The organism is Flavobacterium pisciphilum, from assembly GCF_020905345.1.
Classification (GTDB): Bacteria; Bacteroidota; Bacteroidia; order Flavobacteriales; family Flavobacteriaceae; genus Flavobacterium; species Flavobacterium pisciphilum.
This window is the reverse complement of record NZ_JAJJMO010000001.1, coordinates 935608-954704: the sequence shown is the minus strand read 5'-3', so window position 1 is coordinate 954704 and position 19097 is coordinate 935608. Positions and strand designations below refer to the sequence as shown.

Sequence of the window (19097 nt, the reverse complement as noted above, 5' to 3'; positions counted from 1 at the left end):
TTTTATAGTGTTTTTAAATAATAATCATTTTCATTTTCTGTAGCATAACCAGGGTATTTTGAATATGATTTTACTAGTTTCTTGTATTCTTTTTGAGTTACAAACCCTTTATCTAGAACTCTGAATTTTGTTTCTTCATGAGCTACTGGTTTTTTAATATCGATAAAAGTATAAGTAGCATCATCAACTTTTAGAGTTGTATTTTCTTCAATTGTTGGTGTATGAAACTTTGCAGTTAAGACCATTGAGCCTACAAAGAAACCTGCTTTTTCAACTGCCTTTCTTAAAACTTTAGGCTCTAATGAATTGTCTTTTTTAAAGTAAACAGTAAATGTATTTGTATTTAAATCTGTTCCAATACTATCTACTTCGGTATATGATTTTAACTGTTTGTTTATTGCATTAGAGCACATAGAACAAGTTAATCCAGTTGCCATTATTTCGGCTTTAGTGATTTGAGAATATGATTTTGCACCAGTTAATAATAATACAAGTGCTGTAGCTAAGAATTTTATATGTAAGGTTTTCATTTTATTTTTTATTTTTTTTGATTTGAGCAATAATTTGTGCTTCAGTTGGGTTTATGGCAATCAGTTTTCCTGATGCATCAAAAAGATAGGTTGCAGGCAAGGCGTCAACTCCAAAAGTAACAGCCGTTTTGGCATCAAAACCTTTTGGGTCAATTAATTGCTGGTGTTTCATTTTATCTTTTTCGATAGCTTTTAGCCATTTCGATTTATCGATGTCTATTGATATTCCGACGATTTCAAAATTCTGACCTTTATATTGATCATACATTTTTACTAACTTTTTATTTGCCATTCGGCAAGGAGCACACCATGATGCCCAAAAATCTACTAAAACTGTTTTTCCTTTAAAGGAGTTTAGTTTAACTGTAGCATTCTTGTTGTTTTGAAGTTGTACGTCTGGAAAACTATCTCCTACTTTTATTTGAGCGCTTGCTATTGAAACAGTTGCTATAAGGGAGAATAACGTGATTATGTTTTTTATTTTGAACATGATATTTTTAAATGATTAGATTATGATTACTCAGTTTTTTTACTGTTTGCTTCTCTATCATATTGGCAACATCCATGCAATTCATCATAAACAGCATTTGGAGCCTTAAATTTTTCATTATCATATCCTGCATTTGCCACACGTTTAAGTATAGTATCAAGATTGGTTTTCTTAGTATCGTAAGTAATAGTAGCTATTTGTGTAGTTTCGTTCCAAGTTGCTTTAGCTTCTTTATTAACGTTTGCTGCAGTCTCGATAACTTTTTTACACATAGCACAGTTACCACTAATTTTTACAGTTTCAGTAGTCTTATTTTTTATTTGCGCGCTGGCGAAAGTAACTGATAGTAATAGCGTCATTACCATCAATAAATTTTTTATTGAGTTCATTGTATGTAATTTTTTTTGGATGTAGTAACCCTAAAGCACACCACAAAACATAGCAAATACAGCTATTTTTGCAATAGAATAGGATTGTTTTTTTTTTTTTGATTTAAAGCCTTAAATGGGCTTTGAATGAGACTGACTTATGGCTGTCAGGAAATGAATCTAGCTTATTTTAGGTGGAAGCCAGATAGAACGGAAATCTGAAGAAATAAAGATTTCTGAATAAAAATAATTTTGCTTTCTATCAGAAAAACTAAAAAGAGAGTTGTTTTCTGTTTCGAAATAAGCCAAAGAAGTAAAACCACAATATGCTGTTGGGCAACCACAAGAGTTACTCATACAACTAGTATCGCAGTTGTGTTCTTTTTTATTAGAATCTTTTTTCTTGCAACAGTCTTTTACTGTAGATTCTTTTTTACAACATGACATTTCTTTTTTTGTTCCATGTGCATAAGTAAGCGTTGGTCCCATTAGGAAACCAAACGTTAGGAGTAGCAATATGTAAAACTTTTTTGTCATAGTTGATGGCAAAGATACTTTTTCTTGGCTTTTGTAGTTGTTAATTTTTTTGTAAACATTTAGCATTGATTTCATTTTTATTGAATTCATGCTTTTGTTTTGATATAAGAATAGTTGTTAAGTTGTTGTTTTTTAATGTGATATTCGGGATTATTCAGCTTTATGTTTGTTTAAAAATCATAAATTTTAGATTAAGTGTGCAGGTGTAACATTTTTTATTATTTTTACTAAATCGATTTAGCAATTCTTCTAATATTCTTAGTTTATGAAAAAAATATTCTTTATCTGTTTTTTTATTGTTGTTTCAAATACGTTTTTAAATGCACAAGTACTAAAATCTCCCAATGGAAATTTAACTTTAATGTTCTCTTTAAATGCAGCAGGAACTCCTATTTATTCTTTAAATTATAAGAATAAAGAAGTGATAAAAGAAAGTAAATTAGGCTTTGTTTTAAGATCAGATATAATGCTGAATAAGGGATTTGAAATTGTTGCTACCAAGTTCCAATCAGAAAACAGTAATTGGAACCCTGTCTTAGGTGAACAAAAAGTAATACTGAATCAATATACTGAATTAAAAGCAGAGCTGATTCAAGATAAAAGCAAGCGTAAAATATCGATTTATTTCCGTTTGTTTAATGATGGTTTGGGATTTAGATATGAATTTCCTGTTCAAGATAATTTGCGTCATTTTATTATTCAAGAGGAAACAACTGAATTTAATCTTACAGGGGATCATAAACTTTTTTGGATTCCGGGAGATTATGATACTAATGAGTATAGTTACACTACATCCAAAATATCGGAGATGCAATCTCTAGTATATGATGCAATTCACGTTCCTTTAGCTGCGCAAGCACCAATTAAAAATCTAGCAACACAAACTCCTTTAATGATAAAGACCAATGAAGGGCTTTATATAAATATTCATGAAGCAGCTTTGAAAAATTATCCTGCAATGTGTCTTAATGTTGATGATAAAACATATTCACTGAGTTCCCATCTTGTTCCTGATGCATTAGGAAACAAAGGATACATTCAAACAGGGAGTTTTACGCCTTGGCGAACTATTGTTGTGAGTGATCAACCAAAAGACATTTTGGCTTCAAAGATGATTTTAAATCTTAATGAGCCATGTAGTTTTGAAGATACTTCTTGGATTAAACCAGTTAAATATATTGGTGTTTGGTGGGAATATTTTACAGGAGGTGGATCGACTTGGGCCTATTCAAACAATCAAGATGTAGTTATTGGGACTACTGATTTTTCTAAATTAAAGCCTAATAACACGCATGGTGCTAATACTAAGCATGTAAAAGAATATATTGATTTTGCTTCAGCAAATGGCTTCGATGCTGTTTTGGTTGAAGGATGGAACGAAGGTTGGGAAGACAATACTGCCTTTAAGAAAGAACGCATTTACAGTTTCTCAAAAGCCTATCCTGACTTTGATGTAAAAGAGCTGAGTGATTATGCAAGTAAAAAGAATGTAAAAATCGTAATGCATCATGAGACCACTTCTTCGACTGCTGAATATGAACGTCAATTAAACGATGCATTAAACTTTATGGTAGATAATAATTATAATGCTGTAAAGACTGGATATGTTGGACCTATTATTCCAAGAGGAGAGCATCATGATGGGCAAGTAATGGTCAATCATTATACGTATGTGGCTCGTGAAGCTGCAAAACATAAAATTATGGTGAATTCACATGAGGCAGTTCGCCCTACTGGTTTGAATCGTACTTATCCTAACTGGTTTGCTCAAGAATCGGCTAGAGGAACTGAGTTTGAATCTATGGAAGGAATTCATCCAGATCATACTACAATTTTGCCTTTTACACGTTTAATGGGAGGTCCGATGGATTATACGCCAGGAATCTTTCAAGGTGATTTATCAGTATATGGATCCAAAAAAAATAAACTTAGCACAACACTTGCAAAGCAATTAGCATTATATGTTACGATGTATAGTCCGTTGCAAATGGCAGCCGATTTACCCGAAAACTACCTGCGTTTTAAAGATGCGTTTCAGTTTATTAAAGATGTGGCGCTAGATTGGGATGATACCTATGTTCTTGAAGCTGAACCAGGAGATTATATTACGATTGCAAGAAAAACGAAAGGAAAACAAGAATGGTTTGTTGGTGGAATTACAGATGAAAACCCACGTACTGCTATAATTGATTTTAGTTTTCTACCTAAAGGAAAATCGTATGAAGCAATTATTTATGAAGATGGAAAAACAGCTGATTATAAAACGAATCCACAATCATATAACATTCGTAAAGTTGTTGTAAACAGTAAAACGAAATTAAAACAAAAGTTGGCAGCCAGTGGAGGGGTTGCTATTTCTATAAAATAAATACTCGTTGTGGAATGGAACGCAGATGATGTAGATTTACTAAAGTAACCTAAGTGAAAAATCCGTTTTATCCGTGTACTATTTTAGGCAATGCTTGTGGCTTTTCGAGAATATATCTTGAAAAAGTTTCACGTAGATTTTGCAGATTGAGCGGATGTTTTAAAAATCATTTTAATCTATGGCAATAAAAAATAGTAGCAAAAAACAATATTAATAATATTTAATAATCAATAAAAATGAGTACAAAAATGTATCCTTTACAATTTGAACCTATCTTGAAAGAAAGAATTTGGGGTGGCGAAAAATTAAAAACTGTTCTTAATAAACCTATCGTTTCTGAAATTACAGGAGAGAGTTGGGAATTATCTACTGTAGAAGGGGATGTAAGTGTTGTTGCAAATGGAGAGCACAAAGGAAAATCTTTAACGGAGTTAATAGATGAATTGCCAAATGAAATTTTAGGTACCCGTGTTTATAATCGATTTGGGAATCAATTTCCTTTGTTGTTTAAATATTTGGATGCACGTGAAGATTTATCCATACAAGTGCACCCTAATGATGCATTAGCTAAAGAGCGTCATAATTCTTTTGGTAAAACCGAAATGTGGTACGTAATGCAAGCAGATCCTGATGCTAGGATTATTGTAGGATTCAAAGAAGATTCGAGTAAAGACGAATATGTTGAGCATTTAAATAATAATACATTAATCTCTATTCTTGACGATGTAACAGTTAAAGCGGGTGACGTTTTCTTTTTAGAAACAGGAACAGTTCATGCTATTGGGGCAGGATTAGTTGTTGCCGAGATTCAGCAAACATCTGATATTACGTATCGTTTATATGACTTTGATAGAGTTGATGCACAAGGAAATAAAAGAGAATTGCATGTTGATTTGGCGTTGGATGCTATTAATTATAATAAAGTTGACACATACAAGAAATACGAAACAATTAAAAATGAGTCTAATGTAGTAGTAGATTGCCCTTATTTTACAACTAATTTTATTCCGTTAGATGGAGTTTTTAAAGTGACTAGAAAAGGAGATACTTTTACAGTATATATGTGCATTGAAGGGGCTTTTGAAATTAGATATGAAAATGTAATCTATCAATATAAAAAAGGAGATACTGTTTTAATTCCTGCTGGTATGGAAGAATTTGTATTAAATGGTACAGCATCTATTTTAGAAGTGTTTATATCATAGTTTTTAGACTTTTATTTCCTCAAAAAGACGTAAAGATGTAATTTTTAATTTTTTAAATTTGTTTTCTTTGCACTTCTGCGACTTTTTGAGAGAAATCTAGAATAAACTATAAATACCATAATTTAATATCGATTATTTATATCAAATTTTCGAAATCATTAAAATAGGATAAATGATTAATAGTAAAACACCAGTAATTACTGATAATAATACTTGTAATTGGCTCTAAAATAATGATATATTCAAAAAAATAATTACAAAATCGTTTTAGTAACTATTTTTATATATATTTGTGATATAATTAATAACAACTTAATAAACAATTAACTCGCTAAATGAAAAAGATTACTATTAAGGATATTGCCACAGAGGCGCAAGTGTCTATATCTACTGTATCTTTTGTCATTAATGATAAAGGCGAAAAAATGGGAATTAGTCCTGCAGTAATTAAAAAAGTGCAAGACGTTGCTGAAAAGCTTAATTATCGACCAAGCATGATTGCTACAAGTCTTAGAACAGGAAAGACTAGATCTATTGGACTTATTGTTGAAGATATATCGAATCAGTTCTTTGCTGATCTTGCCAGAGTTATTGAGGATGAAGCTAAGCGTATTGATTATAGAGTTTTTTATTGTAGTACGGGTGGTGACGATGAACGTTCTGAAGAATTAATTCATAGTCTTTTGCAGGCAAATGTTGATGGGTTTATAATTACGCCAACTGAAAAACTGGAAAAAAGTATTGACCTACTATTAAAATTACAAAAACCAGTTGTATTAATAGATAGGTATTTTCCAGGTCAAAAAGTGAGTCATGTTGTTATGGATAATTACGAAGGCTCACATTCAGCAACCAAATTTTTGCTAAATAAAGGCCGAAAGAATATTGCTGTAGTGAATACTAATTCAGGAATGATTCAGATGAAACTCAGAGAAGACGGATATAGAGACGCTTTAAAAGAAGTGGGGATTTATGACGATTCACTTGTGCTTCATATGGATTATAATAGTAGCGAGGAGAGCAAAATTGCTGATATATTAGATTTTGTTAAAAAGAACCCAAAGATTGATGCGGTTTTATTTTTGGCAAATTATATGGGGTTAGCAGGTCTTCAAGCTTTTAGAGGTTTGAAGTTTAGAATTCCAGAAGATATTTCGATTATTAGTTTTGATGATCATGATAGCTTTAGATTGCATACACCAACCATATCTGTAATTGCTCAGCCAATAAAAGACATAGCCGAAAATGCAATAAAATTATTAATGAGTCAAATGACAGGGATTAAGCCTTTTACTGTAGAGGGGATACTTAAAAAAGGAAATTTAATAATAAGAGAATCGGTGTAATATAAGAATGCCATTGAAAGAAAAGAATGAAGGGAAACTTTAGTTTTTTTTTATTCTTTTTACTAAATCGTTTTAGTAAGGATTATTTGGTGAAATTGATATTCTGTTACGTTTTTTAACTCTTTTTACTAAAACGTTTTAGTGAGTTTTAATTGATGAAATAGAAGATTAATTAGTTTTTTTTAAATAGTTGACTATATCGATTTCTTAAAATATCCGAGAAGGATTGTTTTTTCGGAAATAGCTGACATTCATGACTAAGTCAATGTGTGTTGTATTAAAATTGAGTTCATATTTTTTATTAATATTTTAAAAACAAACAAGTCAAACACAAACAAAAATCAAAACAAATAAACCAAAAACAAAAGCTTATGAAACAAATTTTAGCAGTGTTAGGGATGATAATGTTATGCAGTTTAGGGGCTGTGGCACAAAATCGACCATTAACAGGCATAGTAGCAGCAGATGCAGATAACAAAGGAATAGTTTCTGCAACTATTAAGGTAAAAGGAAAATCTATTAGTACTATAACCGATTCTGAGGGGCGTTTCTCTATGACAATTCCAGAAGGGAAAGTTAGTTTAACTGTATCTTCTATTGGATTTATTACAAAATATATTGAAGTTAGTGAGAATGAAAAGAATATCACTATAGTATTATCTTCAAGCGTAGAAGAGTTAAAAGATGTTGTGATTACTTCATTTGGAGTAAAAAAACAAAAGAAAAGCTTGGGATATGCAGTTGGAGAAATAAAAGGAGATGACCTAACAAAAACCAAAGAAATTAACCTTGGGAATGCACTTCAAGGGAAAATTGCAGGGGTAAATGTGTCTGCACCGGTTACAGGACCATCAGGATCTAGCCGTGTAGTAATTCGTGGGGCAACTTCGGCATCAGGACTTAACCAACCTTTGTATGTAGTAGACGGTATTCCTATTGATAATAGCCAACAAGGAAATGCTAATATGTGGGGTGGAGCAGATAAAGGAGACGGTATGTCTTCATTCAACCCAGATGATATTGCATCTATGTCAGTATTAAAAGGTAGTGCTGCATCGGCACTTTATGGATATAGAGGCTCAAATGGAGTTATCTTAATTACAACTAAAAAAGGTAAAGCAGGAAAAGGAATTGGAGTTGATTTTAGTACAAACTCTACATTTAATACTCCAGTAAGTCTTTTAAAATGGCAAGATCAATATGGAGCAGGAGCACCAGTAGGTGGCGTTGCAACAAGATTTGGCAATTTACAAGAACTTAGAGATAGTTACTACTTTGCTTGGGGAGATAAATATGATGGAACACCTTCTCTTTCTTTGGATGGGCAAACGCGACCTTACCAAGCTTATGGTAAAGACAATGTGGATAATTTTTATAGAACAGGATTTTCTTTCAGTAATACTTTGGCAATATCAGGAGGAAATGAGAATACAAATTTCAGATTGTCATTTGGTAATACTAAAGATGAGTCAATCTTACCTGGTACAAAATTCGGAAGAAGTAATGTTGCTTTAAGTTTGAATTCAGCTGTAAACGAAAAAATAAGTATTGAGACTAATGCACAATATATCTCTGAAAAAAGTCGTAACAGACCTTATTTAAATGATTCACCTAGAAATGCTTCATTTCCTACTACATTTTTAACTCCAGGAAGTGATATTAGATGGTTAAATAATGGATATGATGCAAATGGAGGTGAAGCAGATTATTTTGGAGCAAATACATACCAAACTAATCCATATTTTGCTACACAAGAAACATTAAATGAGGATCTTAGAAAACGTTTTATTGGTTCTGCCAAAGTAAATTATAACATTACAGATAAAATTTACGCTAAGGCAGTAATTGGTATTGATGATATTAATTATGAGTATACTGAAATTGAACCTACTGGAATTAATTATAATCCGGGTGGATCTTTTGAAAATAGAATTGAGAATCGTACAGAGGTAAACGCTTCTGGTTATTTAGGATATAAAGGAGATTTAGGTAAAGATTTTTCATTGGATGCTTTTATTGGAGGAAACCGTCAGCATAACAGATTTAGCGGTATCAAAATGAAAGGAAACAACTTTATTGTACCATTTAAATATTTTTATGGAAATACAATGCCTGATAAAACTGAGAAATTGTATTCTGAAAGTGAAGTAAACTCTCTTTTCTATTCTGCGGATTTAGGCTATAAAAACTTCTTATATTTAAATGTAACAGGTCGTGAAGATTGGTTCTCAACTTTAAATCCAGCAAATAACAGTACTTTTTATCCATCTGTAAGTACAAGTTTTGTTTATTCAGAGTTATTCACTTTACCAGAGTGGTTGTCATATGGTAAAATTAGAGCAGGTTGGGGTAACGTAGGGGGAGCATTACCAGATGCTTATGCATTAGCTTTAACTTATACTGCGCCAGATGGACAAACTGAAGCACAAGGGCAACCAATTCTTGGAGTTAATGGAGAAACAGTTCCAAATAAATTCTTGAAACCGTATAATGTAAGTACAATCGAATTTGGTTTCGAAAATACTTTCTTCAATAATAGAATTAGCACAGATTTGACTTTTTATCAAAAAAGAACAACTAATGATATTACTGATGCTGATATTTCACAATCTTCAGGTTATAGAACTACGAAAATTAACGTAGGAGAAATTGTAAATAAAGGAGTGGAGTTTGCAGTGAATGTAAAAGCTGTAAAAACGGAGAACTTCAGTTGGAGCGTTGGTTATAACTTTGCTTACAATAACAGTGAAGTAGTTAGTCTTTCTGATAAAATAAATACAAAAACATTAGAAGGGAATAGAGATTCAAGAGCATCAGTAGTTTTAGAAAAAGGACAACCATTTGGTGTAATCAAAGCATACGATTATTTGAGAGACGCTAAAGGAAACATCGTGATTGGTTCAGATGGTAAGTTTATGAGAGGTGATTTAATTATTGCTGGACAGGGAGTCGCTCCTACATCAATGGGACTTTCAAATGATTTTACATATAAAAACTTAACACTTTCTGTTTTTGTAGATGCTAAATTTGGAGGTGAAATCTATTCAGCTACAAACCAGTTAGGAACACGTTATGGATTATCAGATAAGACACTTGAAGGTCGTGAAGGAGGAATTGCAGTATCTGGTAAAGATCTTTTAGGAAATCCAGTAAATGAAAATGTTTCAGCTTACGATTATTGGAGAAGTTATAGCGATGTAACATCAAACTTTGTTTATGATGCAGACTTTATTAAACTTAGATCGGTATCTTTAAGTTATAACCTACCGAAATCATATTTAGCACATTCGCCATTTCAATCTGTTAGTTTGGCATTTTCTGCTCATAATTTATGGACAATTTATAGCAAAACACCAAATATTGACCCAGAGTCGAATTATTCTAATAGCAATGCGCAAGGACTTGAGAGAGCATCTATGCCTTTGACAAGAAACTATGGAGTAACTCTTAATGTCAAATTCTAATAATAAAAATCGAAAGATGAAAAATAAATATATCAAAATATTTTGTATCGCAATTGTTAGTGCAATGACATTAACTGCATGCGATAACGGATTCGAAGAATTGAATAAGAATCCTAATGCTTTAACAGATCCAGCACCAAAATCAATGTTTACCCTTGCTGAGATTTATATCGACGGACAAGATTATTCTAACACAAGAGGGAACAATGGATATGCTGCTCAAATAGTACAACAATTTTCTTCATTAGGTGGACCAGGTTCAAAATATACATACTCATCAGAGTATTCAGGTTCTTTATTTGGAGAATCATATGGCAAGGGATTGAATCAGATTTTTCAGTTGATGTCAGTTTTACCAGACACTCCAGAAAATTCGAATATGATTCAGGCTTGTAGAATCATGAAAGTTTTTATGTTTCAGAAACTGACAGATACCTATGGAGAGATTCCATATTTTGAAGCTGGTAAAGGATATAACGGAAATGTTTTTGCTCCAAGATATGACACACAACAAGCTATTTACAATGATTTATTAAAAGAGTTGGATGAGGCTGGTAATGCATTAGATGCTAGTAAACCTTTTGTAGGTGCTGCCGATTTATTTTATCAAAGTGATGTAGCAAAATGGAAGAAGTTTGCAAACTCATTAATGTTAAGAGTAGCGATGCGTTTGTCTAAAGTAGATCCTGCAAAATCGAAAGAATTTGTTGAAAAAGCTGCTGCTAAAGGAGTTTTTAGCTCTAATGATGATAGTACAGTATTAAAACATGATCCAAGTCCACAAGGAGTTAGAACAAATCCTATTACATCTTCTTGGGTTAGAAATGACCTAAATGGAGGAGAAGCTAATATTAAATACAGTAAAACTTTTATAGATTTATTGAAAAATACTAATGATCCACGTTTAAGAATTTATGCAAAACTTGAAGCTTCAGGAGATAATAATCCTGCTAGTCAACAAGGACTTGCAAATGATGCAAAAGAATTCCCAGGTGGAGATAAAAAATTGTTCTCAGACCCAAATACTTCAACAGTATTGCGTTTAGATGCACCTACATTAATTATGTCTTATGCTGAAGTGCAATTTTTATTGGCAGAAGCAGCTGTAAAAGGATGGAATGTTTCAGGTTCAGCACAGCAACATTATGAAGATGGTGTAAAAGCAGCAATGCAAGTTTTAACTATTTTCGGAGATAAAGTACCTGCCGTTTCAACGTCAGAATATAGTAATTATATTACTGCTTATCCATTTAAAACTGCTGGTACAGAGGCACAAAAAATCGAACAAATTATAACTCAAAAATGGATTGTCTTATTGTTTAATGGTTTTGAGGCATTCTCAGAGTACAGAAGAACTGGATATCCTGTTTTAGTTCCTGTTGATGATCCTTTGGGAGAAACAAATGGTACAATTCCAAGAAGATTAATATACGATCAATCGGAATTGATAACAAATGGTGCTAATTATAAAGCAGCAATACAACGCCAAGGGTTGGATTTAATGACAACTAGAATTTGGTGGGATAAACAATAATTAATTTTGGTGAGGTAAGTTAAAATAAGTCGGGTAGGATGCAATCTCCCGGCTTATTTTTAAGTTTCTATTTTGATTTTATAAAAAAAAACATTTGTTATAAAGAGGTTAATATATTGTTTTTTAGTACCTTTTTTTTCGCAAACAGCACAATTGCTTTTGCTGAAAAAAATGGAATTACTTTCAGTATAACTTAAGAATCTAATGACATTGGTTGTAGATTTTTGTATTGAATAAATAGATTTCTTAAAATAAAAAAACTTCTCTTGCAATATATTGTAAAGATGGTGCAAACAAGTTTAAGTTCGGCAGCTGTAAAAAGGAAAATATGTCTAGATATTTTTGTTAGTTACTCTTATTCTGGGATATAAAAACCTAAAAAAGAGAAGGAAATAGTTGTACAAACAATTTTCCTTCTCCTACTGCCAACGATAAATAATTCATTGCTCTTTACAAAAAAGACTTAAAAATTAGGCCTAAATAATAATTTTATTACTCAGTAAAAATGAAATGTAAAAAAAGCTTTTATTGGTTTGTCGGTATTTGTCTTGCAAATTTTTCTTTTGCAGTAAGTGCTCAAAATATTGATATACAAAAGGGGTGGCAATACCGCGAAATAAAAACTGCAAAATGGTATCCAGCTACAGTTCCAGGTGAAATACATACCGATTTGTTGAATAACAAATTAATACCAGATCCATTTTATAGAGACAATGAGAAAAAACTAGAATGGATAGAAAAGAAAGATTGGGAATATAAAACTACTTTTCAGGTAACACCAGCAACTTTTAATAAAAAAAATACAGAACTGGTTTTTGACGGATTAGATACCTATGCAACTGTCTACTTGAACAATCAACTGGTTTTAAAAGCAGATAATATGTTCCGTCAATGGCGAGTAGATGTGAAAAAAATCATCAAATCAGGAAGTAATGATTTGGTAATCGTTTTTCAATCGGCACAAAATGTTGTTGACTCATTAGCAAAAAAAGATTTACCATTTGTAATTCCAGATAATCCGCGTGCGTATGTACGTAAAGCGCAATACCATTTTGGATGGGATTGGGGACCAAAATTTACTACTTGTGGGATATGGAAAATACCACGATTGGAAGCTTACGATAAAAAAGCTCCTGAAAAACCATATGTACTTAATCGTAAGATTGAATTGGTACAACAACCTGATAGCCTAGGTAAATCATTCTATTTTAAAATAGATGGAAAACCAGTGTATATGAAAGGAGCTAATTATATTCCTTCGGATGCATTTCTTTCTAGAGTTACCAAAAAAGAGTACGAAAAGGTAATTGGTATGGCCAAGGATGCTAATATGAATATGCTGCGTGTTTGGGGTGGAGGAATTTATGAAGATGATTATTTTTATGATCTATGCGATAAATACGGTATTAATGTTTGGCAGGATTTTATGTTTGCCGGAACAATGGTACCAGGAGATAAAGCTTTTTTTGATAATGTAAAAGAAGAAGTTCAATACCAAGTAAAGCGCTTACGTCATCATCCAAGTATTGTTTTATGGTGTGGTAACAATGAAGCAGACGAAGCATTCAAGAATTGGGGATGGCAAAAAAGTATGAAAATGTCAAAACAAGATTCAACACGTTTGTGGCATGATTACGTTCGCTTGTTTCAGGATAGTATTCCAAAATGGGTAAAAGAAGTTGATAACAAACGCCCATATATAAGTTCTTCACCTTTATTTCACTGGTCAAAAGAAAAGAGCCTTACAGAAGGAGATAGCCATTATTGGGGAACTTGGTGGGGATTAGAAGATATCGAGGCTGTTCAGAAAAAAACGGGTCGTTTTGTTAGTGAGTACGGAATGCAAGCTATGCCGAATTATTCTTCGATTGAAAAAATTACTTTACCAGAAGATCGATACTTGTATTCAGATATTTTACAAGCGCACCAAAAAGCAGGGAAAGGGTTTATAAAATTAGATTCTTATCTAAATCGATATTTTATTGATTCGACAAAAATAAAAAAAATGAATGTTGAGGATTATACCTATCTCACTCAGTGTTTGCAATATTATTCGCTTAAAAATATTATCGGAATTCATCGTTCCAAAGCACCTTATAATATGGGAACATTGGTTTGGCAACTTAATGATTGTTGGCCAGTAGCAAGTTGGAGTGTTACTGATTATTATGATCGTCAGCCAAAAGCAGCTTGGTACGCAATGAAAGAAGCCTATCGTGATGATGTAACACCTAAAATAGACCTTAAACGTCCAATAGATTTAAAACTTGAAGATCCAAAAATTACTTGGGAAGTAAAAGGGAATAAATTGACTTTAAAAGCTTCAAAAACGGCTAAGTATGTTTATGTTTCTATAAAAGGATATACAGGAAAATGGAGTGATAATTATATTGACTTGGAGTCGGGAGAAGAAAAAACGATCTCTTTTGAAGGTAAAATAACCAAGCCAGAGATTAACGTTTTTTCTCTATATGATGTCTTGAATAAATACAAATAAGATTCTGAGTGACTAAGTTGCTAAGGTTCTAAGATTTTCATGTTTAAATTATCTCAGAACCTTAGTACCTCAGAACCTTAGCAACTAAAACAAAAAAAATGATTACAAAATATAACAAAATAGTTTTTAGCGGAATTTTCGCTTTAAGCATATTTTTTAGCCAACCTGCAATTTCGCAAGGAAAGAAAACAAAGGGAAGTAATTTAGATTATACAAAATATGTAGATCCATTGATAGGATCTGCAGGTCACGGACACGTATTTGTGGGTGCCAATGTTCCTTTTGGAGCAGTACAGTTAGGACCAGTAAATGTTTTTGAAGGTTGGGATTGGTGTAGTGGATATAATTATGCAAGTAATACCATATTAGGATTTACACATACGCATTTAAGTGGTACTGGAATTGGAGATTTAAATGATATCCTGTTATTGCCAGTATCGGGAAAAGTACCACTTACGAAAGGAACAAAAGAAGATATGGTAACAGGGTACGGTTCTTATTTCTCTCATAAAAATGAAGTAAGTAAACCGGGGTATTACAGTGTTTTTCTTGATAAATATAAAATTAAAGCGGAGTTAACTACTAGCGAAAGAGTTGGTTTTCATAAATACACATTTAATTCTACAACCGATTCACATGTGTTGTTAGACCTTGCTGATGGTGTGGGATGGGACAAACCAGTAAAAACGTTTATAAAAAAAATAAATGATAATACACTAGTAGGATATAGATATTCTGCAGGTTGGGCTACTGATCAACGTATTTATTTTACAATGGAATTTTCAGAACCAATTGCTAACATGGCGTTGTATGATAACACGACAGCAGTTGCAGGAAGCGAAGGTGAAGCAGTGAGAATGAAAGCTGTTTTGGATTTTGCAACGCTAAAGAACAAACAAGTCTTAGTAAAAGTGGGAATTTCTCCAGTAAGTTATGAAAATGCTGCAGCAAATATTAAAGCCGAAATTCCACATTGGGATTTTAATGCGGTAGTAAAAGAAGCGACTTCAAAATGGAATAAAGAATTAAATAAAATTCAAATAAAAGCAGACGATAAAACAACGAAAGTTTTTTATACAGCACTGTATCATACCATGTTTGCACCTTCAATCTTCAGTGATGTAAACGGAGATTATAGAGGAACAGACAAAAAAGTATATGAAAAAGCAGGTTTTACAAATTACACTACTTTTTCACTTTGGGATACTTACCGAGCATTACATCCTTTGTACACTATTACACAACCTGATAAAATCAATGATATTGTTAAATCATTTTTGGCAATCTATGAGCAACAAGGGCGATTACCAGTTTGGCATTTAATGGGGAATGAAACCAACACAATGAATGGAAATCACTCTATCGCTGTAATTGTAGATGCCTACATGAAAGGATATAGAGATTACGATGTAACATTGGCTTATGAAGCGATCAAAAAAACAGCAATGCAAACCCGTGAGGGAATGGATTATGTTCAAAAATTAGAATATATTCCTGCTGATAAATTGTTAGAGTCAGTTGGTAACGCTTTAGAATATGCTATTGATGATTATTGTATCGCATTAATGGCTAAAGCATTGAGCAAGACCGATGATTATGAGTATTTTTCAAAAAGAGCCAATTTGTACAAACTTTATTTTGATAAAGAAACAACATTCATGAGAGGGAAATTAACAAACGGAAATTGGAGAACTCCTTTCAATCCACTTTCATCTGCACATCGTAAAGATGATTATGTAGAAGGAAATGCATGGCAATATACTTGGCTGGTTCCTCAAGATCCTTATGGTTTAATAGAATTATTTGGAAGTGAAGATAAATTTTTAGCTAAGTTGGATTCATTATTTCTAATAACTGATAAGGTAGAAGGAGAAGAGATTTCTCCAGATATTAGTGGATTGATAGGGCAATATGCACAAGGTAATGAGCCAAATCACCACATTCCATATCTGTATGCATACGCAGGACAACCTTGGAAAACAGCAAAATTAATCCGTGAAATCGATGAGAAGTTTTATTCTACAAAACCAGATGGATTATGCGGAAACGAAGATTTAGGTCAAATGTCGGCTTGGTATATATTCTCAGCAATGGGATTCTATTCAGTAAATCCAGCAAATGGAATTTATGTTTTAGGAAGTCCATTGGTAAATAGTGCTACTATACATCATAAAGAAGATATTTCATTTACATTAAAAGCAATAGATAATAGTAAAACAAATATCTATATCCAGAAAGCAGAGTATAATGGGAAACCATATACAAAATCATATATTACACATGATATGATTGTAAAAGGAGGTGAATTAAAATTGTATATGGGAAGTAAGCCATCAACAACTTTTGGAGTAAGCAAAGCTGATAGACCACTTTAAGGAGGTTGTCTGTATTCTGTATTCAGTTGCAGTTTACATCTCACAGTTTACATTTTACATTTCACATATTACAATATACATTTTACATAAAAGTTATGAAAATAAAGAGTTTAATTTTTTTAGGGTTATTACAATGCTGCGTTTTTGTAAATGCACAAGTTAAAACTTTAGATCCTGTAGAATATGTTAACCCATTAATGGGGACACAATCGTTGTCTAATCTTTCTAACGGAAACACCTATCCTGCGATTTGTAGGCCTTGGGGAATGAATTTCTGGACACCGCAAACAGGAAAAATGGGCGATGGATGGGCGTATGTTTATACAGCCGAAAAGATTAGAGGATTCAAACAAACACATCAGCCTTCCCCTTGGATGAATGATTACGGACAGTTTTCTATTATGCCAGTAACTGGAAAGTTAACTTTTACAGAAAACGAAAGAGGCAGTTGGTTTAGCCATAAAGCGGAGGTTTCTAAACCGTATTATTATAGTGTTTATCTAGCCGATTATGATGTTACAACAGAGATTACGGCTACAGAAAGAGCAGCGCATTTTCAGATTACATTCCCAGAAAATGAGCAATCGTCAATTGTAATTGACGCATTTGATAAAGGTTCTTATGTTAAAATAATTCCATCAGAGAATAAAATTATAGGATATACTACACGTAATAGCGGTGGAGTCCCGAATAATTTTAAAAACTATTTTGTACTGCAATTTGATAAACCATTTGAAACAAATTACACTTGGCATGATAAAGTTTTAGAAAAAGCTAAAATAGAGTTAAAAGGCAATCATGTAGGTGCAGTAGTAGGTTTTAAAACAAAAAGAGGAGAAAAAATAAATGTAAGAGTTGCTTCTTCATTTATTAGTTTAGAGCAGGCAGAATTGAATTTGAAGAATGAATTAGGAACAGCAACTTTTGATGAAACTGTAACTGAATCAAAACAAGAATGGAATAAAATTCTAGGAAAATTAATTGTAGACGGAGGTAGTGAAGAACAGTTAAAGACTTTTTATTCTTGTTTATACCGTACTGTTTGCTTTCCACAAAAGCAATATGAAATAGATGCTAAAGGAAAAATTATACATTATAGTCCTTATAATGGCAAAGTATTACCAGGGTATATGTATGCAGGAACAGGATTTTGGGACACTTTCCGTGCCTTATATCCTTTACTTAATTTAATGTATCCTTCTATAAATAAAGAAATGCAAGAAGGATTGATCAACGATTACAAAGAAGGTGGTTTTTTGCCTGAGTGGTCAAGTCCTGGGTTTAGAAATGTAATGGTTGGAAATAATTCGGCATCAGTAGTGTCTGATGCATATATAAAAGGATTGAGAGGATATGACATCAACAAATTGTATGAAGCTTTGTTACACGGTGCGAATAATGAAGGTCCAATGGATGCTGTGGGAAGAAAAGGAGTAGAATATTATAATACTTTAGGTTATGTTCCTTATGATGTAAGAATTAATGAGAATGCTGCTAGAACATTAGAATATGCATACGATGATTTTACTATTTGGAAGTTAGCAAAAGCTTTAAATCGTCCAGAAAAAGAAATCAGTTTATTCGAAAAACGAATGATGAATTATAAGAATCTTTATAATCCAGAAATTGGTTTGATGAGCGGTAGAAACAAAGACGGAAGCTTTCCTAAAAATTTTAATCCGTTTAAATGGGGTGATGCTTTTACCGAAGGAAATGCGTGGCATTACAGCTGGAGTGTTTTTCATGATATAAATGGTTTGATAGATTTAATGGGTGGTGAGAAAAAATTCACTGCTAAGTTAGATGCTGTTTTTACAACACCTCCAATTTTTGATGACAGTTATTACGGATCAGTTATTCATGAAATACGCGAAATGCAAATTATGAATATGGGGCAATATGCTCACGGAAATCAGCCTATTCAGCACATGATTTATTTATATAATTATGCGGGTGAGCCTTGGAAAACACAATATTGGTCAAGAGAAGTAATGAATCGTTTGTATAAACCAACTCCAGATGGTTATTGTGGAGATGAGGACAATGGGCAAACTTCGGCTTGGTATGTTTTCTCGGCAATGGGATTCTATCCAGTTTGTCCTGGAACAGACGAATATGTTCTTGGAGCACCATTATTTAAGAAAGTAACATTGCAGTTAGAAAATGGGAAACAGCTTATTATAAATGCACCAAACAATTCAGAAACCAACAAATATGTTCAGGAATTAAAATGGAACAACTCAACTCATACGAAAAATTATATTAACCATTTTGATGTGTTAAAAGGTGGTGAACTAAATTTTGAAATGAGCAACCAACCTAATTTACAAAGAGGAACTTCGACAAGTGCCTATCCATATTCTTATTCAACCTCAAAATAATA

12 protein-coding genes are annotated in these 19097 nt (G+C 32.5%); 8 read left to right on the top strand and 4 right to left on the bottom strand.

Features of this window, described 5'->3' with window-relative positions:
* Positions 1-2: 2 nt before the first annotated feature.
* From LNQ49_RS03560 to LNQ49_RS03545, 4 genes are all read right to left on the bottom strand, one after another.
* Entirely contained in the window at positions 3-530 is a 528-nt protein-coding gene (locus LNQ49_RS03560; RefSeq protein WP_229987347.1) for a heavy-metal-associated domain-containing protein, read from the bottom strand.
* Between the two features lies 1 nt (position 531).
* Positions 532-1020 carry a TlpA family protein disulfide reductase gene (locus LNQ49_RS03555; RefSeq protein ID WP_229987346.1) on the bottom strand — a complete coding sequence of 163 codons (489 nt, stop codon included), beginning with the start codon at positions 1018-1020 and terminating at the stop codon, positions 532-534.
* Positions 1021-1046: 26 nt separating this feature from the next.
* Positions 1047-1409, bottom strand: a complete 363-nt coding sequence (locus tag LNQ49_RS03550; RefSeq protein WP_229987345.1) for a heavy-metal-associated domain-containing protein — start codon at positions 1407-1409, stop codon at positions 1047-1049.
* A 159-nt stretch (positions 1410-1568) separates the two neighbouring features.
* Positions 1569-2015 (bottom strand): DUF6769 family protein, encoded by a 447-nt coding sequence (locus LNQ49_RS03545; RefSeq protein WP_229987344.1) that lies wholly within the window; start codon positions 2013-2015, stop codon positions 1569-1571.
* Between the two features lie 175 nt (positions 2016-2190).
* Between LNQ49_RS03545 and LNQ49_RS03540 the strand changes: the two genes are divergently transcribed.
* From LNQ49_RS03540 to LNQ49_RS03505, 8 genes are all read left to right on the top strand, one after another.
* Positions 2191-4293: a glycoside hydrolase family 97 protein gene (locus LNQ49_RS03540; protein WP_229987343.1), complete on the top strand. Its 2103-nt coding sequence runs from the start codon at positions 2191-2193 to the stop codon at positions 4291-4293.
* Between the two features lie 236 nt (positions 4294-4529).
* The gene (locus LNQ49_RS03535; RefSeq protein WP_229987342.1) at positions 4530-5498 is read left to right on the top strand and encodes a type I phosphomannose isomerase catalytic subunit; all 969 of its coding nucleotides are present in this window, start codon (positions 4530-4532) and stop codon (positions 5496-5498) included.
* Positions 5499-5833: 335 nt separating this feature from the next.
* Positions 5834-6844 carry a LacI family DNA-binding transcriptional regulator gene (locus LNQ49_RS03530; protein WP_229987341.1) on the top strand — a complete coding sequence of 337 codons (1011 nt, stop codon included), beginning with the start codon at positions 5834-5836 and terminating at the stop codon, positions 6842-6844.
* A gap of 371 nt (positions 6845-7215) precedes the next feature.
* Positions 7216-10308: a SusC/RagA family TonB-linked outer membrane protein gene (locus LNQ49_RS03525; protein ID WP_229987340.1), complete on the top strand. Its 3093-nt coding sequence runs from the start codon at positions 7216-7218 to the stop codon at positions 10306-10308.
* A 16-nt stretch (positions 10309-10324) separates the two neighbouring features.
* A complete protein-coding gene (locus LNQ49_RS03520; RefSeq protein ID WP_229987339.1) occupies positions 10325-11842 on the top strand; it encodes a SusD/RagB family nutrient-binding outer membrane lipoprotein in 1518 nt (505 codons plus the stop codon).
* A gap of 505 nt (positions 11843-12347) precedes the next feature.
* Positions 12348-14339, top strand: coding sequence for a beta-mannosidase (locus LNQ49_RS03515; RefSeq protein ID WP_229987338.1), 1992 nt, complete (start codon positions 12348-12350; stop codon positions 14337-14339).
* 98 nt (positions 14340-14437) lie between these two features.
* Positions 14438-16714: a GH92 family glycosyl hydrolase gene (locus LNQ49_RS03510; RefSeq protein WP_229987337.1), complete on the top strand. Its 2277-nt coding sequence runs from the start codon at positions 14438-14440 to the stop codon at positions 16712-16714.
* Positions 16715-16809: 95 nt separating this feature from the next.
* Positions 16810-19095 (top strand): GH92 family glycosyl hydrolase, encoded by a 2286-nt coding sequence (locus LNQ49_RS03505; protein ID WP_229987336.1) that lies wholly within the window; start codon positions 16810-16812, stop codon positions 19093-19095.
* The last annotated feature ends 2 nt before the right edge of the window (positions 19096-19097 follow it).